We start from the raw sequence: 22,847 nt of genomic DNA, 5'->3' as shown, positions 1-22,847 counted from the left end.
CTTCAGGATTTAGCTTCAGACAGGCTGGAGATGTCGGCATCCTTGGCCGTGGGTTCCTTGAGCACGACACGCTTGATCGGCCCAACGATGACCAGGTAGCTGAACACCGCCACCAGCGCGTTGCAACCAACGAACACCAGTGCCCACTTGAACGAACCGGTGGCGCTGATGATGTAGCCGATGACGATTGGTGTCGTGATCGATGCCAGGTTGCCGAAGGTGTTGAACAGGCCACCGCTCAGGCCAGCGATCTGTTTTGGCGACGTATCGGAGACCACGGCCCAGCCCAGTGCGCCGACGCCTTTACCGAAGAAGGCCAGGGCCATGAAGCCCACTACCATCCATTCGATGTCGACGTAGTTGCACGCCACGATGCTGCTGGACACCAGCAGGCCGGCGATGATCGGCGTCTTGCGGGCGAAGGTCAGCGAGTGGCCCTTGCGCAGCAGGTAATCGGAAATCACCCCGCCCAGCACGCCGCCGATGAAACCGCAGATCGCCGGCAAGGACGCAATGAAACCGGCCTTGAGGATGGTCATGCCACGTTCCTGCACCAGGTACACCGGGAACCAGGTCAGGAAGAAGTAGGTGATACCGTTGATGCAGTATTGGCCCAGGTACACGCCGAGCATCATGCGGTTGGTCAGCAGTTGGCGGATGTAATCCCACTTCGGACCGTCGGCTTTCTTTTCCTTGCCCTTGTCCTGGTCCATATCGACCATCGCACCATTGGCAGCGATGTGATTGAACTCGGCCTCGTTGATCATCGGATGCTGACGCGGGCTGTAGATCACCTTCAGCCAGATCAGCGAGAACACGATGCCGATCACACCCATCACGATGAACACGTGCTGCCAGCCGAAGCGGTAGACGATCCAGCCCATCAGCGGTGCGAACAACACGGTGGCGAAATACTGCGCCGAGTTGAAGATCGCCGAGGCCGTGCCGCGTTCTGCGGTAGGGAACCAGGCGGCGACGATTCGGGCGTTGCCCGGGAAGGACGGCGCTTCGGCCAGCCCTACCAGGAAGCGCAGCATGAACAGCGCAACCACAGCCGTGGACATGCCGAATTCACCGACATAGCCTTGCAGCACGGTGAACAGCGACCAGGTGAAAATGCTCAAGGCATAGATTTTTTTCGACCCGAAACGGTCGAGCAGCCAGCCGCCGGGAATCTGCCCGGCCACGTAGGCCCAGCCGAAAGCGGAGAAGATATAACCGAGGGTGACGGCGTCGATGCCGAGGTCTTTTTGCAGGCTGGAGCCTGCGATGGCGATGGTGGCACGGTCGGCATAGTTGATCGTCGTCACCAGGAACAGCATGAGCAGGATCAAATAGCGGACGTGAGTCGGCTTGGTCGCTTGCATGTAAAAGTACTCCCACTATTTATTTTTATGCGGGTCAGCAGATTGTACGGCCGGGGCTGGAAATCCAGCTCCGGCCGGTGTTGCGTTTACGATCCGATGTAAGAGGTCTTCACCACGGTGTAGAACTCTTGCGCGTAGCGACCTTGCTCACGCGAACCATAGGACGAACCTTTGCGCCCGCCGAATGGCACGTGGTAATCCACGCCGGCGGTCGGCAGGTTGACCATCACCATGCCCGCCTGGGAATGGCGCTTGAAGTGATTGGCATACTTCAACGAGGTGGTGGCGATACCGGCGGACAGACCGAACTCGGTGTCGTTGGCCATCGCCAGCGCCGCCTCGTAGTCGGCCACACGCACGACGTTTGCCACCGGGCCGAAGATCTCTTCGCGGCTGATGCGCATAGAGGCTTCGCTGTCGGCGAACAGGGTCGGCGCCAGGAAATAACCTTCGGTGTCGCACGTCACCAGGCCACCGCCGCTGACCAGCCGCGCGCCTTCACTCTGGCCGATGTCGATGTACTTCAAGTCCTGGCTGAGCTGGGCTTCGGAAACCACGGGGCCAATGTCAGTACCAGCCTTCAACGCATGACCGACCTTGATCGACTGCATGCGCTCGGCCATGGCCGCGACGAACTTGTCGTGGATGCCGGCGGTGACGATCAGGCGGCTCGAAGCCGTGCAACGCTGGCCGGTGGAGTAGAACGCGCTCTGCACCGCCAGTTCGACGGCCTGCTTGAGGTCGGCGTCGTCGAGGATGATCTGCGGGTTCTTGCCGCCCATCTCCAACTGCACCTTGGCTTGGCGCGAAACGCAGTTGACCGCGATCTGCCGGCCCACACCCACCGAACCGGTAAAGCTGATGCCGTCGACTTTCGGGCTGTTGACCAGCACTTCGCCGACCACGCGGCCGCTGCCCATCACCAGGTTGAACGCACCGGCCGGGAAACCGGCGCGGGAAATGATCTCGGCCAGGGCCCAGGCGCAGCCCGGCACCAACTCGGCGGGTTTGATCACCACGCAGTTACCGTAGGCCAGGGCCGGAGCGATTTTCCACGCGGGGATGGCGATCGGGAAGTTCCACGGGGTGATCAGACCGACCACACCGAGGGCTTCGCGGGTCACTTCGACGTTGACGCCCGGGCGCACCGACGGCACGTAATCGCCCGAAAGGCGCAGGCATTCACCGGCGAAGAACTTGAAGATGTTACCGGCGCGGGTCACTTCGCCAATGGCTTCGGGCAGGGTCTTGCCCTCTTCCCGGGCCAGCAGTTGGCCGAGTTCTTCACGGCGGGCGAGGATCTCGCTGCCGACTTTGTCCAGCGCATCATGACGGGCCTGGATGCCCGAGGTCGACCAGGCCGGGAACGCGGCGCGGGCGGCTTCGATGGCGGCATTGACTTGCGCTGCATCAGCCTTGGCGTATTCACCAATGACATCGGACAAGTCAGACGGGTTGATGTTGGTGCAATAGTCGGCACCGGCCACCCACTGACCGTTGATGTAGTTATCGAAACGCTTTGAATCTGCCACGGAGCTACTCCTTCTACAAAAGCTGTCTAGGGACGCATAGCGTCCCTGGTGGCATTCCCACCTGGAGCGTGGGGACGAACAAACCTTACGTAAAAAGCCGCTGATTACTCAGCGGCCTCATCGGGTTTGTTACTGCTTGCCTTGCTTGTCGATCAGCGCGGCCAGGGCTTCGTACTCTTCTGGCAACAGATCGGTCAGCGGCGTGCGCACCGGGCCTGCGTCATAGCCAACGATCTTCGCGCCAGCCTTGACGATGCTCACCGCGTAACCGGCCTTGCGGTTGCGGATGTCCAGGTAAGGCAGGAAGAAGTCGTCGATGATCTTGCCCACGGTTTCGTGATCGTCGCGGGCAATGGCGTGGTAGAAGTCCATCGCGGTTTTCGGGATGAAGTTGAACACCGCCGAGGAGTACACCGGCACGCCCAGGGCCTTGTAGGCCGCGGCGTAGACTTCCGCAGTCGGCAGGCCGCCCAGGTAGCTGAAGCGATCGCCAAGACGACGACGGATCGACACCATCAGTTCGATATCGCCCAGGCCATCCTTGTAGCCGATCAGGTTCGGGCAGCGCTCGGCCAGTTGTTCCAACTGAGTGGCGTTCAGGCGGCAGACGTTGCGGTTGTACACCACCACGCCGATCTTCACCGATTTGCACACGGCTTCAACGTGGGCGGCAACGCCGTCCTGGCTGGCTTCGGTCAGGTAGTGCGGCAGCAGCAACAGGCCTTTGGCACCCAGGCGCTCGGCTTCTTGAGCGTATTCGATGGCCTGGCGGGTGGCACCGCCGACACCGGCAAGGATTGGCACGCTGGTGGCGCAGGTATCGACAGCGGTCTTGATGACCTGCGAATACTCGCTGGCGGCCAGGGAGAAGAATTCACCGGTGCCGCCCGCTGCGAACAGTGCAGAGGCGCCATACGGGGCCAGCCACTCGAGGCGCTTGATGTAGCTGTCGCGATTGAAATCGCCTTGGGCAGTGAAATCGGTGACCGGGAACGACAGCAGGCCAGACGAGAGGATGGACTTCAGTTCTTGTGGATTCATTATTCGAACACCCTGGGACGCAAATGATGTGTATGAAATGGTTAAGCTTCGGCCAGAAGTTGTAGGTCATCGTACAACTTAAAATGTGAACGTCAACTGCATTTCGTCTTTTGTCGGGTGCCGGGGCTGGGGGATTTGTCGCGAAGCCTTGTAAATCGGGACTTTGAGGGGATTGGAAGAGGATGAAACTTGTCGGCCGAGGCCGGGACCATTCATCGCCACTGTCAACTCTGCCAGTAGGCATCGCCACGGCAAGGGGGGCATAACCCCCGTATGGCCGCGCCACGCCCGGCCGTGTGCTTTTTCAATCTTTTAGTGAGCCCGCCCGCACGCGACGACCAGGGCCGCCTCACAGGGAGTGAAATCATGACGACGTATGCGAAGCCGACGCTTCAGGATTTTCCAGCCAATGAAGAGGTCACGATCCGCTTGTCGAAGATCGAGACGTTGACCATAGAGATTCCGAATGCAGATTTCGAACCGAACTCGTCAGCCCAATTGACCCTCGACTCCAAACGTGTGGGCGCTTTTGCCGCCCTGACTGAGGGCGAGGAGTCTACGCCACGCAAGGATGTGACATTGACTTTAACCAACGCCGACTTGATGGCATTCGAAGGCAAATTGGTTGAGCTTCGTTACGAGGTCAGTTACGAGGCCGGCTGGGACAACGATCAATCCGAGCCGCAAATGTTGCGGGTTGAGGCATAAGGCTGGTCGCCTACTATCAGACAGACACCCAGATACAAAGCCAGACACCATTCTCTTGTGGCGAGGGGATTTATCCCCGCTGGGGCGCGAAGCGCCCCCAAACTGATACCTCTGGATATCAGGATTGGGTCGACTGCTTTGGGGCTGCTTCGCAGCCCAGCGGGGATAAATCCCCTCGCCACAGAAATCATGCCCCGCTCCAGCCAGAACAGTGACTCACCTCTTCTCAACTGGCAGAACCTAACCCTGCGCCTGCGCCTCTTCATGGGCCTGGCGCAGCCGCTCACGGCTGTTGGTCAGGTGCAAGCGCATGGCCGCCCGGGCGGCGTCGGAGTCCTGGCGGGCGATGGCTTCGTAGATTTCCTCGTGCTCGCGGCTCAGGCGATCCATGTAGTGCTGGTGGTCATCGTGGGCCAGGCGCGCCGAGTTCAGCCGGGTGCGCGGGATGATGCTGGTGCCCAGGTGGGTCATGATGTCGGTGAAATAACGGTTGCCGGTGGACAGGGCGATTTCCAGGTGGAAGGCGAAGTCCGAAGCCACCGCATCGCTGGCATGGGCGGCGCTTTCCTTCAAGGCATCGAGGGCGGCGCGCATCGTCGCCAGTTGCTCATCGCTACGGCGCTGCGCCGCCAGCCCAGCGGACTCCACTTCCAGGCTGATGCGCAACTCCAGGATCGCCAGCACGTCCCGCAAGGTGACCACCGTGGCCGGGTCGATGCGGAAACCGCTCGGGCTCGGGGTGTCCAGCACGAAGGTGCCGATGCCGTGGCGGGTTTCCACCTGGCCGGCCGCCTGCAACCGGGAAATCGCCTCGCGCACCACGGTGCGGCTGACGCCATGGGCTTCCATGATCGCCGACTCGGTTGGCAATTTATCGCCACGCTTGAGCAGACCGTCGCGAATCTGCTCGGTCAGCACCGTCACCAGCTCCTGCGCCAGGCTGCGGCGTTTGCGGGGAAGGCGTGGTACGTCGATCGGGTTTTCCATGGGTCTGTGTCTCGGCAAGCGGCTGAATGGCATCATCATAGCGCAACGTGGTTGTACGATCACCGTGGGTGCGGTGGCAAGTCTGGTACTGACACCGAGTCGCCTTCATCGCGAGCAGGCTCGCTCCCACAGGTTTTGTAGTGTTCAGGCGGTCACGGTGCGCTCCACCAGTTGGCCATTTTCGATCCGCACATGTCGCGGGTGGAAACGTTTCAAACTGCTTCGATGGCCAACGCTGACAATGCTCAGGCCCGGCAACTGGTCGATCAGCGCCTGGTACAGCGTCGCCTCGTCTTCTTCATCCATCGCCGACGTGGCTTCGTCCATGTACAACCATTGCGGGGCATAAAGCAATGCGCGAGCAAACGCCAGGCGCTGTTGCTCACCGGGCGAGAGCATGCGCTGCCAGTGGTTGCTTTCATCCAACCGCGGGACCAGGTGCGGCAGGCGGCAGGTTTCCAGCACCTGTGCATAACGTTCGTTGGGGTAGACGTCGCCAGCCTGTGGATAACTCAGTACTTCGCGCAGGCTGCCAATCGGCAGATAGGGTTTCTGCGGCAGGAACAGATAACGCGCCGCCGGAAGCCGGATCGTCCCGTGCCCCGCTGGCCACAAATGCCCCATCGCGCGAAACAGGGTGGATTTGCCGCTGCCGGAACGACCGCTGAGCATGACCCGCTCGCCCGGCGCCACGCTCATATCGGCGTTATCAAGTAAATGACGGCCGTCGGCCAGGTCCAGCCCCAGGTTGCGCACCTTCAATGCGTCGCCCTGGTTTTGCACGTCGATGGCCGGCACACGGTCTTCGTTGTCGCTCATGGCCTGGCGGAAGCTCAGCAGACGATCACAGGTGGCGCGCCACGCGGCGAGGTCGGCATAAGCGCTGATGAACCAGCTGAAATTCTCCTGCACATTGCCGAAGGCCGAGTTGATCTGCATGAGCTCGCCCAGTTGGATCTTGCCGGCGAAGTAACGCGGCGCGGCGACGATGAACGGGAAGATGATCGCGATCTGGCCATAGCCGGAAGTGAAGAACGTCAGGCGCTTGGACACTCGCATGATGTCCCAGAAGTTATGCCAGACCAGGCCGAAACGCCCGCTCAGGCGGCGGTTCTCGTTCGGCTCGCCGTTGTACAGCGCAATGCTCTCGGCGTTTTCACGCACCCGCACCATGGAGAAACGCAGGTCGGCTTCGAAGCGTTGCTGGTTGTTGTTCAGCCCGATCAGGCGTCGGCCGATCAGGTGCGTCAGCCAACTGCCCACCGCCGCGTACACCAGCGCGCACCAGAACATGTAGCCCGGGATGGTGTAGCCGAACACTTCGATGCTGCCCGAAACGCCCCACAAAATGATCGAGAACGACACCAGGCTGACCACGGTGCGCAGCAATCCCAAGCCCAGGCTCAGGGTATTGGTGGTGAAGCTGTTGAGGTCTTCGGAAATCCGCTGGTCCGGGTTATCGGTATAACCGCCCTGCTCCAGCCGGTAATAGTTCTTGTCATTGAGCCAACGGGCAAAGTGCTGCTCCGTCAGCCAGGCCCGCCAGCGAATGGTGAGCATCTGCGTCAGGTACAAGCGGTACACCGCGCCCAGGATCGCCACCGCCGCAATGCCGCAGAAATACAGGATCAACTGCCAGAACGCCGCGCTGTTCTTCTCTTGCAGGGCGTTGTAGAAATCCTTGTACCAACTGTTGATCCACACCGAGATCGCCACGCTGAACAGCGACAGTGCGATGACAGCGATCAACAACGTCCAGGCCTTGCCCTTCTCCTCACTGCGCCAGTATGGCGTGGTCATTTGCCAGACACGACGGAAAAACTGCCCGCGCACCGCGTCATTGACCGCGGAATATTCAGCGTTCTGATTCATGGTTAAGGCTCAATAGAGAAAAGAACTCGGGCCGATCATAGAGCAACGGCCCGATTTATCGCGAGGGTGGACAACATTTGTTCAGCGCAGGTTCAGCGACGCACGGGGCGCTTCTGCAATTTGCGCTGCAAGGTCCGCCGGTGCATGCCCAGGGCGCGGGCCGTCGCGGAGATATTGCCTTCGTGTTCAGTCAGCACCCGCTGGATGTGTTCCCATTGCAGGCGATCCACCGACATGGGGTTTTCCGGCACCAGGGTGTCGAGGTCGGCATGCTCGGACAACAGCGCCGCCAACACGTCATCGGCGTCCGCCGGTTTGCACAGGTAATTGCACGCACCGCGCTTGATCGCCTCGACCGCGGTGGCGATGCTCGAATAGCCGGTGAGGATCACCACGCGCATCTCCGGATCCAGCTCCAGCAACTTGGGCAGCAACACCAGGCCGGAATCGCCGTCCATTTTCAGGTCCAGGGCGGCGTAGTCCGGCAGGTCGGCCTGGGCGAGGGCCAGGCCCTCCTCGGCGGAGCCGGCGGTGCTCACGCGAAAGCCGCGACGGGACATGGCCCGGGCCATCACGCGGGTGAACGTGGCGTCGTCATCCACCAGCAACAGGTGCGGCAGATCTTCGCCGTCGACTTGGATCTCGTCACTCATGTTTCGTCTCCTCGGTCGGCATGGGGCAAGCGCAGCTCGGTGAGCGTGCCGCCTTCCTCATGGGGGTAGAGTTTCACCGAGCCGCCGGCGCGTGTCACGCTGGCTTTGCTCAAAAACAGGCCGAGGCCGAAGCCTTTGCCCTTGGTGGTGTAGAACGGCTTGCCGATCTGCTCGGCGATCGCCAACGGGACACCGGCGCCGTGGTCGCGGATGCTGATGGTCAGCTCATAGGCGTTCCAGTCCAGCGCCACTTCCAGCCCTTCGGGGCAGGCATCGGCAGCGTTGTTCAACAGGTTCAGCAACGCCTGGGTCAGGTCCGGCGGCGGTGCCATGCGCGGCACCGGGCCCTGGCCCAGGCGCTGGAAGCGGTAACTGGCTTCCGGGCGCATCAGGTGCCAGCGGTTCAGCGCCTCATCGAGCCAGTCAGTGACGTCCTGCATATCGATGGCCAGCCGGCGATTGGCCTCGGCGGCGCGCACCAGGTACTGCAGGGTTTCCTTGCAGAGCTTGACCTGATCCTGCAACACGCCCAGGTCCTCTTGCAGTGCCGGGTCGTGATGATCCTGGCGCATCTCCTTGAGCAACACGCTCATGGTCGCCAGCGGCGTGCCCAATTCATGGGCGGCGCCAGCGGCCTGGGTCGCCACGGCCAGCAATTGCTCATCGCGCAGGCCCTCTTCGCGGCGGATGGCCCGCAGTTCTTCCTGGCGGCGCAGTTCCTCGGCCATGCGCGCGGCAAAAAACGTGATCACCGCCGCGGCCAGGGCGAAACTCAGCCACATGCCGTAGATCTGCAGGTTTTCCCGGGCGATGGGGAAGGTTTCCAGCGGGTAGAAACGCGCCAGCAGCAAGGTGTACAGCGCCAGGGCGATGCCCGAAAGGATCAGCGAAAACCGCCATGGCAACGTCACCGCGGCGATGGTCAGCGGCACCAGGTAATAGGAAACGAAGGGGTTGGTGGAACCGCCGGAGAAATACAGCAACGCGCTGTGGATAAACAGGTCACAGGCCAGTTGCACGGCGTATTCGAGCTCGGTCACCGGCCACGAAGTGCGCAGGCGAATCGCCGTCAGCGCGCAAAGCACACTGGAACAGACCAGGGTGATCGCCAATTGCAGCCAGGGTAGCGGCAACAGGTCGAACCAATAGGCGAGCCCCACGGACCCGGCCTGGGCCGCCAGGACCAGAATGCGGATAAACGTCAGGCGCCAGAGGTTCTGGCGAGAGGCGGAAGTCATTTGCAAAGGGGCGAGCATGAGCTCTCCTGATGAGCGCTCCAGGCGGATCGCACGGAGTATAACCAAGGCACGGGTTGCAGCGGCAGATATGCGGCAAAGCGCCACAGCTTCCAGCCTCGCTGCATGACCTTGTGGCGAGGGGATTTATCCTCGCTGGGGCGCGAAGCGCCCCCAAAAGATCGGCCATCACAGTGTCATGACACTATTGGGGCTGCTGCGCAGCCCAGCGGGGATAAATCCCCTCGCCACAAAAAGCCTCCCACCCGCAATCTGTATAGAAGTTGTAACTGTGCGAACCCACCCATAAAAGCTAGAGTCTTACCGTTCACGCAGGCCCGGACCTTACCCCTGCGCCTCATCCCAAGGAGCTTTCATGCACACGTTCAGTCGCCCCGCCGCCCTGCTCGCCCTCAGCCTCGGCACCCTCGCCAGCCTGCCGGCCCTGGCCGCCGATGAGCTGCATTACAACCAGATTTCCCTACGCGCCGAAGTCAACAAGGACGTGGCGCGCGACCTGATGATCGTCACCCTCTACACCGAGGAACAGAACACCGACCCGGCCAAACTCGCCGCAGCCGTCAGCACCACACTGAACAAAGCCATCGGCCAGGCCAAACAGGTCAAGGACATCACCCTGCGCCAGGGCAGCCGCAGCAGCTACCCGATCTACGACAACAAAGGCGGGAAAATCACCGGCTGGCGTGAACGCGCCGAACTGCGCCTGGAAAGCGCCGACTTCGCCGCCCTGTCCAAACTCACCGGCGAATTGCTCACCGATATGAAAATGGGCGGCATGGACTTCGCCATCTCGACCGCCGTGCGCCAAAGCAGCGAAGACGCCCTGCTCAAAGACGCCGTCAACGCCTTCAAGGCCCGCGCCCAACTGGCCACCGACGCCCTGGGCGGCAAGGGCTACAAAATCGTCAACCTGAACTTCAACACCAACGGTTATCCACAGCCGTTCATGCGCCCGCAGATGATGATGAAAGCGGCGTCCATGGATGCTGAGTCGGTTACGCCGGAAGTGGAAGCGGGCACCAGCCAGGTCAGCATGACGGCGGATGGGGCGATTGAGGTACTGATGCAGTAAACCCGTTTCGTACTGGTTGAACGCTAACACCCAGCAACAAAATTCCCCGTGGCGAGGGAGCTTGCTCCCGCTGGGCTGCGCAGCAGACCCAAACCTGACACCTAGGTGTGTCAGTTGAATGGCGTCGCTGCTGTTGGGGCCGCTTCGCGGCCCAGCGGGAGCAAGCTCCCTCGCCACAAGTTTGTGCCCGACCTTAAATGGGTGGTCGGTAACACCTTCCCTCGCTACATTTCGGCCGGGCTGCCGGACGCTTCCAACTGATCCAACGCCTTGTCCACCAGCAACTGGCACAACTCCACCAACTGATGAATCCCCAACGCCACACTGCGCCGCGTGCCCTCTACCTCAAAGGCCAGGTCCTCGGCCATGGCTTTTACCGAGGCCAGGGTTTCGGAGGTGCTGGTCAGTAGCGTGTCGGTGTCGGCTTTTGCCGTGACTGAAAACAGACTGTCGATGCGCTGATCGGTGCTTGGCTCTGGAGGCTTTGGGTTGAGGTAATGATTGAGGGCGCGCTCGGCGGCGGCGCGGTCTTTGAGTAGGTCTTCGATGGCGTCGAAATCCGCCAATGGATTAATTCTGTTGAAGTTCGGTTCAGTCTTTCCTTCATTCATGTGCATGCTCCTGATGAAATTGGAGCCATCACTTGCCGTTATGGTCGTGAGGCTTACGACCTGTTAATTTCGGGTTCCCACTCCCGGTCGCTGTTTTCGCAGCGACAGGCAAAAGGTTAGAGAGTGCATTTCCGAGGGACAACCCTAAAAAGCTGTGGGATGTTTCGTTTCGGGGCCGATGACCCTTCCGATACAAATGAATGACTGATGCCGCGTCTCAGGCCGCCGTCGCGAACAAACCCGCACATAACTTATCGGGTACATCCGTGGGGGATAGGCCGGCTGTTAGGCCGCCTTCGCGAGCAAGCTCGCTCCCACAATGGGAACGGAGTACGACCGGGAGAACCAGGCCGGCTGTCAGGCCGCCTCGCGGTGGACGTAGATTTTGGCGCCCCGTTAACCACGATGGCCGAACGCAGGCATTGTGGAGTGGGCATCCCGGCATGGATGCCGGGATAGCCGCGCTGGGCCATGGATGGCCCTTCGCGGCGGGCCCACGGAGCAATGCCGGAGTGAGGGCATGCCGAGCCTAGGCGAGGCACCGAGTGGTGGGGCAGGAGCGCTTTGGTTACTTTCGCGCTTTTCGAAAGTGACCCGCCGTAAGGGCGGAACCCTAAGTAGCCGTTACCGCAGCAATGGATATGTACCCGGTCAACAAAATCCTGGCCGGCTATCAGGCCGCCATCGCGAGCAGGCTCGCTCCCACAGTTTGATCGGAGTACTACCGGGAGAAACAGGTCGGCTACTAGGCCGCCTCGCGAGCAAGCTTTGCTCCCACAGATCTGATCGGCGTACAACCGGGAGAACCAGGCCGGCTATAAGGCCGCCTCGCGAGCAAGCTTTGCTCCCACAGATCTGATCGGCGTACAACCGGGAGAAACAGGTCGGCTGTAAGGCCGCCTCGCGAGCAAGCTTTGCTCCCACAGATCCGATCGGAGTACGCCCGGGAGAAACAGGCCGGCTATAAGGCCGCCTCGTCCAAAGCGCTATACCCAAACCCAACAGTCCCCCTCACTTTTCGATATTTCCAACACCCCCACCCACAACGCTACCCTCCTGAAAACCGTCACCACCCCAAGGGATTTCATGGACAGAACCACCTTCAAGCCCCTCCTGCTCACCCTAGCCCTGATCAGCAGCGCCCCAATAGCCCAAGCCGCCACCACCCTGGTCTACTGCTCCGAAGCCAGCCCCGCCGGGTTCGACCCCAGCCAATACACCAGCGGCACCGACTTCGACGCCTCGGCCGAAACCGTCTTCAACCGCCTTACCCAATTCAAGCGCGGCGGCACCGAGGTCGAACCCGGGTTGGCCACGAGCTGGGACGTGTCACCCGACGGCCTGGCCTACACCTTCCACCTGCGCAACGGCGTGAAATTCCACACCACCGACACTTTCACCCCCACCCGCGACTTCAACGCCGACGACGTGCTGTTCACCTTCCAGCGCCTGCTCGACCCGCAACACCCATTCCGCCAGGCCTACCCCACCGAGTCGCCGTACTTCACCGACATGGGCCTGAACACCACGATCAAAAGCGTCGAGAAAGTCGACGAGCACACCGTGCGCTTCAACCTGAACAACGTCGACGCGGCTTTCGTGCAAAACCTGGCGATGAGTTTTGCATCCGTACAATCCGCCGAGTACGCAGCGCAGTTGCTGAAGGAAGGCAAGGCCAGCGACCTCAACCAGAAACCCGTCGGCACCGGTCCGTTCGTGTTCAAGCGCTACCAGAAGGACTCGCAGATCCGCTACGCCGCCAATCCGGCGTACTGGAAACCCGAGGACGTGAAGCTCGACAACCTGATTTTCTCCATCACCCCGGACGCCGCCGTACGCCTGCAAAAACTCAAGCGTGGCGAATGCCAGGTCAGTGGTTACCCACGCCCGGCCGACATCGAAGTGATCGAGCAAGACCCGAACCTGCAAGTGCTCAAGCAGCCCGGTTTCAACCTGGGTTTCCTGGCCTACAACGTCACGCACCCGCCCCTGGACCAGCTCAAGGTCCGCCAGGCTTTGGACATGGCCATCGACAAGCCGGCGATCATCAAGGCCGTGTACCAGAGTGCCGGACAGTTGGCACAGAACGCCTTGCCGCCAGCACAGTGGTCGTTCGACCCGACCATCCAGGACGCGCCCCACGACATAACCAAGGCCAAGGCGCTACTCAAGGAAGCCGGGGTTGCACCGGGTACCACCATCGATTTATGGGCGATGACGGTGCAGCGTGCCTCCAACCCCAATGCGCGAATGTCTGCGCAGATGATCCAGCAGGATTGGGCCAAGATCGGGATCAAGGCCAACATCGTCAGCTACGAATGGGGCGAGTACATCAAGCGTGCAAAAAATGGCGAACACGATGCAATGATCTACGGTTGGACCGGCGACAACGGCGACCCCGACAACTGGCTGGGCGTGCTGTACAGCTGCGCGGCGGTCAAGGGCAGCAACTACGCCAAGTGGTGCGACCCGGCGTATGACCGCTTGATCCAGCAAGCCAAGGTCTCGACCGACCGCCAGCAACGTATCGATTTGTACCGACAAGCGCAGAAAATCCTCAAGCAACAGGTGCCGATCACCCCGATCGCCAACTCCACGGTATTCCAGCCAATAAACAGGCAAGTGGTGGATTTCAAACTCAGCCCATTCGGCCTCACACCCTTCTACGGCGTGGGTTTGAAGAAGTAACACCCGCCCATTTCCGGTGCATTGCGGCTGCGCAGCGCACCGGGAAAGGGCGCGTTTTTCCTCAAAAAAACACGCGCAAACGATCAAATGCGTCGGAAGTTACACAGATGCGACATTAAGGTACGTTCGTGCCACTGTTTCGGACTTGTGACCGCTCTGGATCTTGCATTGGGTATGGGGCCTGCATAAGTATCCGCAGGACGACTCACGAGGTCGCCCTCAAATCCAAAAATGACAACAAATCATGAGGCCAACATGCTTAAACAAGCGGTCATTCCGTTTTTAGTCGGCGCCAGCTTACTAGCCAGCGCACCTTTCGCCCAAGCCGCGACTAACCTGGTGTTCTGCTCCGAAGGGAGCCCGGCCGGTTTTGACCCTGGTCAGTACACCACCGGAACCGACTTCGACGCCTCTGCAGAGACCATGTTCAACCGCCTGACCCAGTTCGAACGCGGCGGCACCGCTGTGATTCCTGGCCTGGCGACCAAGTGGGATATTTCCGAAGACGGCCTGACCTACACCTTCCACCTGCGTGAAGGCGTCAAGTTCCACACCACCCCGTACTTCAAGCCGACCCGCGAATTCAACGCCGACGACGTGCTGTTCACCTTCAACCGCATGATCAACAAGGACGACCCGTTCCGTAAGGCGTACCCGACCGAATTCCCGTACTTCACCGACATGGGGATGGACACCAACATCACCAAGATCGACAAAGTCGACGACCACACCGTCAAGTTCACCCTCAAGGATGTCGACGCCGCGTTCATCCAGAACATGGCCATGAGCTTCGCCTCGATCCAGTCCGCCGAGTACGCTGCCCAGCTGCTCAAGGAAGGCAAGGCACCCGACATCAACCAGAAGCCGGTCGGCACCGGCCCGTTCGTGTTCAAGAGCTACCAGAAAGACTCCAACATCCGCTACACCGGGAACAAGGATTACTGGAAGCCTGAGGACGTGAAGATCGACAACCTGATCTTCGCCATCACCACCGACCCGTCGGTGCGCATGCAGAAACTCAAGAAAAACGAATGCCAGATCACCCTCTTCCCACGCCCGGCCGACCTCAAGGCCCTGAAGGAAGACAAGACGCTGAAGATGCCTGACCAGGCCGGTTTCAACCTGGGCTACATCGCCTATAACGTGATGGACAAGATCAAGGGCAGCAACGAGCCGAACGTGCTGGCTGACCTGAAAGTCCGCCAGGCGCTGGACATGGCGGTCAACAAGCCGCAGATCATCGATTCGGTCTACCAGGGTGCCGGCCAGTTGGCCGTCAACGCCATGCCACCGACCCAATGGTCCTACGACACCACCATCAAGGACGCCAAGTACGACCCTGAGAAAGCCAAGGCGCTGCTCAAGGAAGCCGGCGTCAAGGAAGGCACCAACATCACCCTGTGGGCGATGCCGGTCCAGCGTCCGTATAACCCGAACGCCAAGTTGATGGCCGAGATGCTGCAGTCCGACTGGAAGAAGATCGGCCTGAACGTCAACATCGTCAGCTATGAATGGGGTGAGTACATCAAGCGCTCCAAAGGCGGCGAGAACCAGGCGATGATCATCGGCTGGAGCGGTGACAACGGTGACCCGGACAACTGGCTCAACGTGCTGTTCGGCTGCGACTCGCTGGCCGGTAACAACTTCTCCAAATGGTGCGACAAGAAGTTCGATGGCCTGGTCAAGGAAGCCAAGCGCACCACCGACCAGTCCAAGCGCACCGAACTGTACAAACAGGCACAACACGTCCTCAAGGATGCCGTGCCGATGACACCTATCGCTCACTCGACGGTGTATCAACCCATGCGCGCCAACGTGCAGGATTTCAAGATCAGCCCATTCGGCTTGAACTCCTTCTACGGCGTCAGCGTCAGCAAATAAAGATAGGCAACGGCGGCGTCTTCAACGTCGCCGTTGCTTTATCGGCCGAGACCAAGACTCAGGAAATCGCCTACATCCAAAAACACTGCGTACCACAGCAGTTGGTTTAGGACGTATCGCCTTTTCCCACAAGTCTTTCAGGCATTACGCATTTACCGACCGGTCCACGACTCATACCGTCGAGGCCTGGACGGCTTGCCTGCCCTGCGGCATCGCTACGCAATGGAATGAGCTCAGTGCTCCGGACCTGTCCCCGGACAAATACCGGTTCACTGTTAAAACACCCCGAACGAGAGAGGGAGCCACATGCGCCATACCTTGGTTTTATCCGCATTGCTGGGCACCGGCCTGCTGGCCGCGACATCCGCAGCCCAGGCCGCTGACGGCAGCCTGGTGTTCTGTTCCGAAGGCAGCCCCGCCGGTTTCGACACCGCGCAATACACCACGGCCACCGACAATGATGCCGCCGAACCGCTGTACAACCGCCTGGCCGAGTTCGAAAAAGGCGCGACCAATGTCGTTCCGGGCCTGGCGACCAGCTGGGACATTTCCGAGGACGGCCTGAAATACACCTTTCACCTGCGTGAAGGCGTGAAGTTTCATACCACCGACTACTTCACCCCGACCCGGGACTTCAACGCCGACGACGTGCTGTTCACCTTCAACCGCATGCTCGATCCGCAGCATCCGTTCCGCAAGGCCTACCCCACCGAGTTCCCGTACTTCAACGGCATGAGCCTGAACAAGAACATCGCCAAGGTGGAAGCGACCGGGCCGTTGACGGTGGTCATGACCCTCAACAGCGTGGACGCCGCGTTCATCCAGAACATCGCCATGAGTTTCGCCGCGATCCTGTCGGCCGAATACGCCGACCAGTTGCTCAAGAACGGCAAGCCGAGCGACATCAACCAGAAACCGATCGGCACCGGGCCATTCGAGTTCAAGAGCTACCAGAAAGACTCCAACATCCGCTACGTCGCCAACAAGCAGTACTGGGCGCCGGAACGGGTCAAGCTGAACAACCTGATCTTCTCCATCAACACCGATGCCTCGGTACGGGTGCAGAAGCTCAAGGCCAACGAATGCCAGGTCACCCTGCATCCGCGCCCGGCCGACGTGCCGGCCTTGAAAAACGACCCCAAGCTGCAGTTGATCGAGAAGCCCGGCTTCAACCTTGGCTACATCGCCTATAACACCCGCCACAAGCCGTTCGACCAGGTCGAGGTGCGGCGGGCGCTGGACATGGCGGTGAACAAGCAGGGCATTCTCAATGCCGTGTACCAGGGCGCGGGGCAACTGGCGGTCAACGCCATGCCGCCGACCCAATGGTCCTACGACGATACGATCAAGGACACCGCCTACAACCCGGAAAAGGCCAAGGAATTGCTCAAGGCCGCCGGGGTCAAGGAAGGTACCGAAATCACCCTCTGGGCCATGCCCGTGCAACGCCCGTACAACCCCAACGCCAAGCTGATGGCCGAGATGCTCCAGGCCGACTGGGCGAAGATCGGCCTGAAGGTGAAGATCGTCAGCTACGAATGGGGCGAGTACATCAAGCGCACCAAGAACGGCGAGCACGACATCAGCCTGATCGGCTGGACCGGCGACAATGGCGACCCGGACAACTGGCTGGGCACGCTGTACAGCTGCGACGCCATTGGTGGCAACAACTACTCCATGTGGTGTGACCAGGATTACGACAAGCTGATCAAGCAGGCCAAGGTCGTCACCGACCGCGACCAGCGCACCGTGCTCTACAAACAGGCCCAGCAGTTGCTCAAGCAGCAAGTGCCGATCACCCCTGTTGCCCACTCGACGGTCAACCAGCCGCTGAGTGCCAAAGTCGAAGGGTTCAAAGTCAGCCCCTTCGGTCGCAACGTGTTCTCGGGCGTCAGCCTGAACCCATAACCGTATAGCCACGCAGCGAGGGTTTCCTCTGGAAGCCCTCTCGCAGACGTCTTGCCTGAATTCGCCGATCAGGCGCCATGCAAACGTTTGCCAGCTGTGAATGAGTTGTAAAAACCAATAGCCGTATCACCAAAAAAGACCGGCATTAAAAAAGAAAGAAAAGGAGCTTTACCCATGAAACTGAGCAGCACCGCGATACTGGCCCTGGCCATCAGCAGCATCACCGCGACAGCCTATGCAGAATCCCAGAGCCAGGCGGTCACTCCAGTGACCCTCAAGACCACCAGCGAGCAAAGCGAAGCCAAGGGCTTCATCGAAGGCCAGTCCATCAGTGGCACCACTCGCAACTGGTACGCCAACGAGCAATTCAAGCGCGGCGCGAAACTCACCTATCGCAAGAACGGCGAAGCACGCGAGACCGACCGGCGTATCAACTGGGTGCAAGGCACTATCATCAAGTACAACTCGGGCTTCACCGAAGGCACCGTAGGCTTCAGCACCGAATTGGCCGCCTACAACGCCATCGCCCTGGACCAGGACCGCAAGGACCTGGCGTCCAACAATGGCGGCGCACCGACCACCCGTCCTGGCGCCGGCAACAACCGTACCCTGACCCGCGAAGGCGGCGACGCCGTAGGCCAGTGGAGCAAACTGGGCCTGGCCAACGTCAAGGCCCGCGTTTCCAACACCACCCTGACCGCTGGCCGCCAGAACTTCAGCAGCCCGATGGTCGACGTCATCGGCAACCGTGCCCTGCCTTCCAGCTTCCAGGGTGTGAGCCTGCACAGCGAAGAGTTCGAAAACCTGGGCTTTGACATCGCCACCTTCGACCGCAACTCGCCGCGTACCGAAGAGAGCCTGCGCAAGTTCCGTTCCGAATACGGCGACAGCAGCGTTGAAACCGATCACGTCAACACCGCCGGTATCACCTACCAGCCCCTGGCCAGCCTGAAGACCAGCCTCTGGGCGACCCAGGCCGAGGACATGTGGAACCAGTACTACTTCGGCGCCACCCATGAACTGGGCGACAGCTCGGTGCTGAGCCTGACCACCGGCCTGAACTACTACAAGACCGTGGACTCGGGCAAAAGCAAACTCGGCGAGATCGACAACGACACCTACTCCCTGTCGTTCGGCCTGACGCACCAAGCCCACAGCCTGACCTTCTCGTACCAGGAAGTGAACGGCAACGAGTACTTCGACTACCTGCACGAAACCAACGGCATCTACCTGGCCAACTCCCTGCTGTCGGACTTCAACGGCCCGAACGAGAAATCCTTCCAGATCGCCTACGGCCTGAACATGGCCGAATACGGCGTGCCTGGCCTGAAGTTCAACATTTACCAGGCGCGCGGCTGGGGCATCGACGGTACCCACTACAACAGCACTGGCTATAGCGACGTGCGGGCCATGGACGGTGAGCACCACTATGAATACGGCGTCGGCGCGTCCTATGCCGTACAGAGCGGTCCTTTGAAAGCCACCGCGATCCGTGCGACCTACACCGCACACCGCGCCAGCGAAAACCAGGCCGACGGCAGCCTCAACGAGTTCCGCCTGGTCACCACCATTCCGTTCAACATTCTCTAAACTCCCACCGGGCGGTCGACTCACAAGGTCAACCGCCCGGTCTTTTGCCATTTACCCGATTGCAGAGGATTGACGATGAACATGATCCCCCTACGCGCAGCCATCGCCGCTGCGTTGCTGAGTGTCGCCGTTGGCGCCGCGGCCAAACCCCTGGTGGTTTGTACAGAAGCCAGCCCGGAAGGCTTCGACATGGTCCAGTACACGACTGCAGTCACTGCCGACGCCGTGGCAGAAACCATTTTCAACCGCCTGGCCGACTTCAAGCCCGGCACCACCGAAGTGATTCCGGCCCTGGCCGAATCCTGGGACATCAGTGACGATGGCCTGACGTACACCTTCCACCTGCGCAAGGGCGTCAAGTTCCATACCACCGAATACTTCAAGCCGACCCGCGACATGAACGCCGACGACGTGGTCTGGAGCTTCCAGCGCCAGCTGGACCCGAATCACCCATGGCACAAGCTGTCGAGCGTGGGCTTCCCGTACTTTGAAAGCATGGGCTTCAAGGAACTGCTCAAAAGCGTCGAGAAAGTCGACGAGCACACGGTCAAGTTCAGCCTGACCCGCCGCGAAGCGCCGTTCCTGGCCGACATCGCCATGGCCTTCTCCTCGATCTACCCGGCCGAATACGCCGACCAGTTGCTCAAGGCAGGCAAGGCCGGCGATCTCAACAGCAAGCCGGTCGGCACCGGGCCGTTCATCTTCCAGCGCTACAACAAGGACGCCCAGGTGCGCTTCAAGGCCAACCCGGACTACTTCCGTGGCAAGCCGCCGGCCGATGCCCTGGTGCTGGCCATCGCCACCGACAACAACGTGCGCATGCAAAAACTCAAGACCAACGAGTGCCAGATCGCGCTGTATCCAAAACCGGATGACATCCCCAGCATCAAGAAAGACCCGAACCTGAAGGTCGCTGAACTGGACGCGATGACCGTCTCCTACACCGCCCTGAACACCAGCCACAAATACATGAGCGACGTGCGGGTGCGCAAAGCCATCGACCTGGCCTTCGACAAGGAAGCCTACGTCAACGCGCTGTTCGGCAAGGGCAACGCCACCGTGGCGGTCAACCCGTATCCGCCAACCCTGCTGGGCTTCAACCACGACCTGAAGAACCCGCCTCGCAACCTGGACAAGGCCCGTGAGTTGCTCAAGGAAGCCGGTGTGCCGGAAGGCACCGTATTCACCCTGTTCACCCGTAACGGTGGCGGCCCGACCAACCCCAACCCGATGCTCGGCGCGCAGATGATGCAGGCCGACCTGGCCAAGGTAGGAATCAAGGTCGACATCCGCGTGATGGAATGGGGCGAAATGCTCAAGCGCGCGAAAAACGGCGAGCACGACATGGTTTCCGCCGGATGGGCGGGCGACAACGGCGACCCGGATAACTTCCTGACGCCTATGCTCAGTTGCGAGGCGGCCAAGAACGGCGAAAACTACGCGCGCTGGTGCAATGAGAAATTCCAGGCGCTGATCGACCAGGCTCGCGCCACAGTGAACCCTGAGGAACGCATCAAGCTCTATGAACAGGCCCAGGTGCTTTTCAACCAGGACCTGCCATGGATCAGCATGGCCCACACCCGCATGTTCACCGCAATGCGCAACAACGTAGAGGGTTATGTGATTAGCCCGCTCACCACCAACAACTTCGCCACCACCCAGGTGAAGTAGATAAGAAAACGCCCGGCCGCTCTTGACCCAAGAGTTGCCGGGCACGCCTAACCGGCTGATGAGGTACACCTGAAGATGTTTAGTTTTATTGCCCGCCGACTGGGATTACTGATCCCCACGTTCTTCGGCATCACCTTGCTGACCTTCGCGTTGATTCGCATGATCCCCGGCGATCCCGTGGAAGTGATGATGGGCGAACGTCGGGTCGATCCCGAAATGCATGCACAGGCAATGGAACGCCTTGGCCTCAATAAACCGCTGTATGCCCAGTACCTGGACTACATCGGCAAACTGGCCCACGGCGACCTCGGCGAATCGCTGCGTACCCGTGAAAGCGTATGGACCGAGTTCAGCTCTCTGTTTCCCGCGACCCTGGAACTGTCCATGGCCGCCCTGTTGTTCGCCGGCATCCTGGGCCTTTTGGCCGGGGTGATCGCGGCACTCAAGCGAGGATCCCTGTTCGACCATGGGGTGATGGGCGTCTCCCTGGCGGGGTATTCGATGCCGATCTTCTGGTGGGGCCTGATCCTGATCATGTTCTTCTCGGTGTCCCTGGGCTGGACGCCGGTGTCGGGGCGGATCGACCTGCTCTACGACATCGAGCCGCGGACCGGCTTCATGCTGATCGACACGCTGCTGGCCGATGAGCCCGGCGCGTTCCTCGATGCGCTGCACCACCTGATCCTGCCGGCCATCGTGCTGGGCACCATTCCGCTGGCGGTAATCGCCCGCATGACCCGCTCCTCGATGCTCGAAGTGCTGCGCGAAGACTACATCCGTACCGCCCGAGCCAAGGGCCTGTCGCCTTCGCGCGTGGTATTCGTGCATGGCCTGCGCAACGCGCTGATCCCGGTGCTGACCGTGGTCGGCCTGCAAGTCGGCACGCTGCTGGCCGGTGCGGTCCTGACTGAAACGATCTTCTCCTGGCCGGGCATCGGCAAGTGGCTGATCGAAGCCATCGGCGCCCGGGACTACCCCGTGGTGCAGAACGGCATCCTGTTAATCGCCTGCCTGGTGATTCTGGTCAACTTCGTCGTGGACATCCTCTACGGCTTTGCCAACCCACGCATCCGTCACCAGCGCTGAGATCAAAACCATGAGTACTCCAACTACCGCGGTAGCAGTCGATCAAAGCCTGCTGTATCCGTCCCCGTACAAAGAATTCTGGCAGGCGTTTTCCCGCAACAAGGGCGCCGTGGCCGGGCTGCTGTTCATGATCCTGGTGGTGTTCTGCGCGATCTTCGCGCCGTGGGTCGCGCCTCACGACCCGAGCGAGCAGTACCGTGATTTCCTGCTGACGCCGCCGGCGTGGCTCGAGGGCGGGCAGATCCAGTTCCTGCTGGGCACCGACGAGCTGGGCCGCGATTTGCTCTCGCGCCTGATCCAGGGCTCGCGCCTGTCGCTGCTGATCGGCTTGTCGTCGGTGGTGATGTCGCTGATCCCGGGCATCCTGCTGGGGCTGTTCGCCGGGTTCTTCCCGCGCCTGCTCGGCCCGACCATCATGCGCCTGATGGACATCATGCTGGCCCTGCCCTCGCTGCTGCTGGCCGTGGCGATCGTCGCCATCCTCGGCCCAGGCCTGATCAACACCGTGATCGCCATCGCCATCGTCTCGCTGCCGTCCTACGTGCGCCTGACCCGCGCCGCCGTGATGGGCGAGCTGAACCGCGACTACGTGACCGCCGCCCGCCTCGCCGGTGCCGGCCTGCCACGCCTGATGTTCATCACCGTGCTGCCCAACTGCATGGCGCCGCTGATCGTGCAGGCGACCCTGAGCTTTTCCTCGGCGATCCTCGACGCCGCCGCCCTGGGCTTCCTCGGCCTCGGCGTACAACCGCCAACCCCGGAGTGGGGCACCATGCTGGCCTCGGCCCGCGACTACATCGAACGCGCCTGGTGGGTCGTGAGCCTGCCTGGCTTGACCATTTTGCTCAGCGTGCTGGCAATCAACCTGATGGGCGACGGTTTGCGCGATGCGCTGGACCCGAAACTCAAGAATGCCGCCTGAGG

The 22,847-nt window shown here is 60.8% G+C and carries 17 protein-coding genes; 9 read left to right on the top strand and 8 right to left on the bottom strand.

Annotated features, from left to right (window positions below):
• Positions 1–2: 2 nt before the first annotated feature.
• The 3 genes from PSH86_RS04570 to kdgD all read right to left on the bottom strand — a co-directional run bounded on the left by PSH86_RS04570 (position 3) and on the right by kdgD (position 3,940).
• Positions 3–1,367, bottom strand: coding sequence for an MFS transporter (locus PSH86_RS04570; protein ID WP_109753530.1), 1,365 nt, complete (start codon positions 1,365–1,367; stop codon positions 3–5).
• 86 nt (positions 1,368–1,453) lie between these two features.
• Positions 1,454–2,899 (bottom strand): aldehyde dehydrogenase family protein, encoded by a 1,446-nt coding sequence (locus PSH86_RS04565; RefSeq protein ID WP_060739176.1) that lies wholly within the window; start codon positions 2,897–2,899, stop codon positions 1,454–1,456.
• 129 nt (positions 2,900–3,028) lie between these two features.
• Complete coding sequence (gene kdgD / locus PSH86_RS04560) at positions 3,029–3,940, bottom strand: 5-dehydro-4-deoxyglucarate dehydratase (protein ID WP_014336610.1); 912 nt, start codon at positions 3,938–3,940, stop codon at positions 3,029–3,031.
• Between the two features lie 366 nt (positions 3,941–4,306).
• Here kdgD and PSH86_RS04555 point away from each other — a divergent pair, with 366 nt between their 5' ends.
• Entirely contained in the window at positions 4,307–4,648 is a 342-nt protein-coding gene (locus PSH86_RS04555; protein ID WP_163855312.1) for a hypothetical protein, read from the top strand.
• Positions 4,649–4,888: 240 nt separating this feature from the next.
• On the opposite strand, the gene PSH86_RS04550 is transcribed toward PSH86_RS04555, so the two are convergent.
• The 4 genes from PSH86_RS04550 to PSH86_RS04535 all read right to left on the bottom strand — a co-directional run bounded on the left by PSH86_RS04550 (position 4,889) and on the right by PSH86_RS04535 (position 9,416).
• Positions 4,889–5,635: a FadR/GntR family transcriptional regulator gene (locus PSH86_RS04550; protein WP_072410832.1), complete on the bottom strand. Its 747-nt coding sequence runs from the start codon at positions 5,633–5,635 to the stop codon at positions 4,889–4,891.
• 144 nt (positions 5,636–5,779) lie between these two features.
• Positions 5,780–7,507, bottom strand: coding sequence for an ABC transporter ATP-binding protein/permease (locus PSH86_RS04545; protein ID WP_109753527.1), 1,728 nt, complete (start codon positions 7,505–7,507; stop codon positions 5,780–5,782).
• 92 nt (positions 7,508–7,599) lie between these two features.
• Positions 7,600–8,160 (bottom strand): response regulator transcription factor, encoded by a 561-nt coding sequence (locus tag PSH86_RS04540; protein ID WP_305488171.1) that lies wholly within the window; start codon positions 8,158–8,160, stop codon positions 7,600–7,602.
• Positions 8,157–9,416, bottom strand: coding sequence for an ATP-binding protein (locus PSH86_RS04535; protein ID WP_116834169.1), 1,260 nt, complete (start codon positions 9,414–9,416; stop codon positions 8,157–8,159). Before PSH86_RS04535 ends, PSH86_RS04540 begins: the two co-directional genes overlap by 4 nt.
• A 355-nt stretch (positions 9,417–9,771) precedes the next feature.
• On the opposite strand from PSH86_RS04535, the gene PSH86_RS04530 reads away from it, so the two are divergent.
• On the top strand, positions 9,772–10,488 hold the full coding sequence (locus PSH86_RS04530) for an SIMPL domain-containing protein (RefSeq protein WP_163855317.1): 717 nt from the start codon (positions 9,772–9,774) through the stop codon (positions 10,486–10,488).
• Positions 10,489–10,712: 224 nt separating this feature from the next.
• Here the strand turns inward: PSH86_RS04530 and PSH86_RS04525 are convergent, their stop codons facing one another.
• The gene (locus tag PSH86_RS04525; RefSeq protein WP_305488166.1) at positions 10,713–11,099 is read right to left on the bottom strand and encodes a DUF6124 family protein; all 387 of its coding nucleotides are present in this window, start codon (positions 11,097–11,099) and stop codon (positions 10,713–10,715) included.
• Between the two features lie 1,086 nt (positions 11,100–12,185).
• On the opposite strand from PSH86_RS04525, the gene PSH86_RS04520 reads away from it, so the two are divergent.
• From PSH86_RS04520 to PSH86_RS04490, 7 genes are all read left to right on the top strand, one after another.
• Positions 12,186–13,787: an ABC transporter substrate-binding protein gene (locus PSH86_RS04520; RefSeq protein ID WP_305488163.1), complete on the top strand. Its 1,602-nt coding sequence runs from the start codon at positions 12,186–12,188 to the stop codon at positions 13,785–13,787.
• 255 nt (positions 13,788–14,042) lie between these two features.
• Entirely contained in the window at positions 14,043–15,668 is a 1,626-nt protein-coding gene (locus PSH86_RS04515) for an ABC transporter substrate-binding protein (RefSeq protein ID WP_305488160.1), read from the top strand.
• 306 nt (positions 15,669–15,974) lie between these two features.
• Positions 15,975–17,576, top strand: coding sequence for an ABC transporter substrate-binding protein (locus PSH86_RS04510; protein WP_109753520.1), 1,602 nt, complete (start codon positions 15,975–15,977; stop codon positions 17,574–17,576).
• 174 nt (positions 17,577–17,750) lie between these two features.
• Positions 17,751–19,166, top strand: a complete 1,416-nt coding sequence (locus tag PSH86_RS04505; RefSeq protein WP_109753519.1) for an OprD family porin — start codon at positions 17,751–17,753, stop codon at positions 19,164–19,166.
• A gap of 75 nt (positions 19,167–19,241) precedes the next feature.
• Complete coding sequence (locus PSH86_RS04500) at positions 19,242–20,837, top strand: ABC transporter substrate-binding protein (protein WP_116834165.1); 1,596 nt, start codon at positions 19,242–19,244, stop codon at positions 20,835–20,837.
• 75 nt (positions 20,838–20,912) lie between these two features.
• Complete coding sequence (locus tag PSH86_RS04495; protein WP_109753517.1) at positions 20,913–21,923, top strand: ABC transporter permease subunit; 1,011 nt, start codon at positions 20,913–20,915, stop codon at positions 21,921–21,923.
• 10 nt (positions 21,924–21,933) lie between these two features.
• Entirely contained in the window at positions 21,934–22,845 is a 912-nt protein-coding gene (locus PSH86_RS04490; protein ID WP_109753516.1) for an ABC transporter permease subunit, read from the top strand.
• Positions 22,846–22,847 lie beyond the last annotated feature (2 nt).

Source organism: Pseudomonas sp. FP2300, from assembly GCF_030687595.1.
In the GTDB taxonomy this organism is placed as follows: domain Bacteria; phylum Pseudomonadota; class Gammaproteobacteria; order Pseudomonadales; family Pseudomonadaceae; genus Aquipseudomonas; species Aquipseudomonas bijieensis.
Note: the sequence above shows the minus strand (reverse complement) of the source record. Positions and strands in the feature narration are given on the sequence as shown.

What these genes read in the sequence shown, in the direction of transcription:
- PSH86_RS04570 (WP_109753530.1), bottom strand. Translation starts at nt 1,367, where the DNA reads ATGCAAGCGACCAAGCCGACTCACGTCCGCTATTTGATCCTGCTCATG.
- kdgD (WP_014336610.1), bottom strand. Translation starts at nt 3,940, where the DNA reads ATGAATCCACAAGAACTGAAGTCCATCCTCTCGTCTGGCCTGCTGTCG.
- PSH86_RS04555 (WP_163855312.1), top strand. Translation starts at nt 4,307, where the DNA reads ATGACGACGTATGCGAAGCCGACGCTTCAGGATTTTCCAGCCAATGAA.
- PSH86_RS04550 (WP_072410832.1), bottom strand. Translation starts at nt 5,635, where the DNA reads ATGGAAAACCCGATCGACGTACCACGCCTTCCCCGCAAACGCCGCAGC.
- PSH86_RS04545 (WP_109753527.1), bottom strand. Translation starts at nt 7,507, where the DNA reads ATGAATCAGAACGCTGAATATTCCGCGGTCAATGACGCGGTGCGCGGG.
- PSH86_RS04540 (WP_305488171.1), bottom strand. Translation starts at nt 8,160, where the DNA reads ATGAGTGACGAGATCCAAGTCGACGGCGAAGATCTGCCGCACCTGTTG.
- PSH86_RS04535 (WP_116834169.1), bottom strand. Translation starts at nt 9,416, where the DNA reads ATGCTCGCCCCTTTGCAAATGACTTCCGCCTCTCGCCAGAACCTCTGG.
- PSH86_RS04530 (WP_163855317.1), top strand. Translation starts at nt 9,772, where the DNA reads ATGCACACGTTCAGTCGCCCCGCCGCCCTGCTCGCCCTCAGCCTCGGC.
- PSH86_RS04525 (WP_305488166.1), bottom strand. Translation starts at nt 11,099, where the DNA reads ATGAATGAAGGAAAGACTGAACCGAACTTCAACAGAATTAATCCATTG.
- PSH86_RS04520 (WP_305488163.1), top strand. Translation starts at nt 12,186, where the DNA reads ATGGACAGAACCACCTTCAAGCCCCTCCTGCTCACCCTAGCCCTGATC.
- PSH86_RS04515 (WP_305488160.1), top strand. Translation starts at nt 14,043, where the DNA reads ATGCTTAAACAAGCGGTCATTCCGTTTTTAGTCGGCGCCAGCTTACTA.
- PSH86_RS04510 (WP_109753520.1), top strand. Translation starts at nt 15,975, where the DNA reads ATGCGCCATACCTTGGTTTTATCCGCATTGCTGGGCACCGGCCTGCTG.
- PSH86_RS04505 (WP_109753519.1), top strand. Translation starts at nt 17,751, where the DNA reads ATGAAACTGAGCAGCACCGCGATACTGGCCCTGGCCATCAGCAGCATC.
- PSH86_RS04500 (WP_116834165.1), top strand. Translation starts at nt 19,242, where the DNA reads ATGAACATGATCCCCCTACGCGCAGCCATCGCCGCTGCGTTGCTGAGT.
- PSH86_RS04495 (WP_109753517.1), top strand. Translation starts at nt 20,913, where the DNA reads ATGTTTAGTTTTATTGCCCGCCGACTGGGATTACTGATCCCCACGTTC.
- PSH86_RS04490 (WP_109753516.1), top strand. Translation starts at nt 21,934, where the DNA reads ATGAGTACTCCAACTACCGCGGTAGCAGTCGATCAAAGCCTGCTGTAT.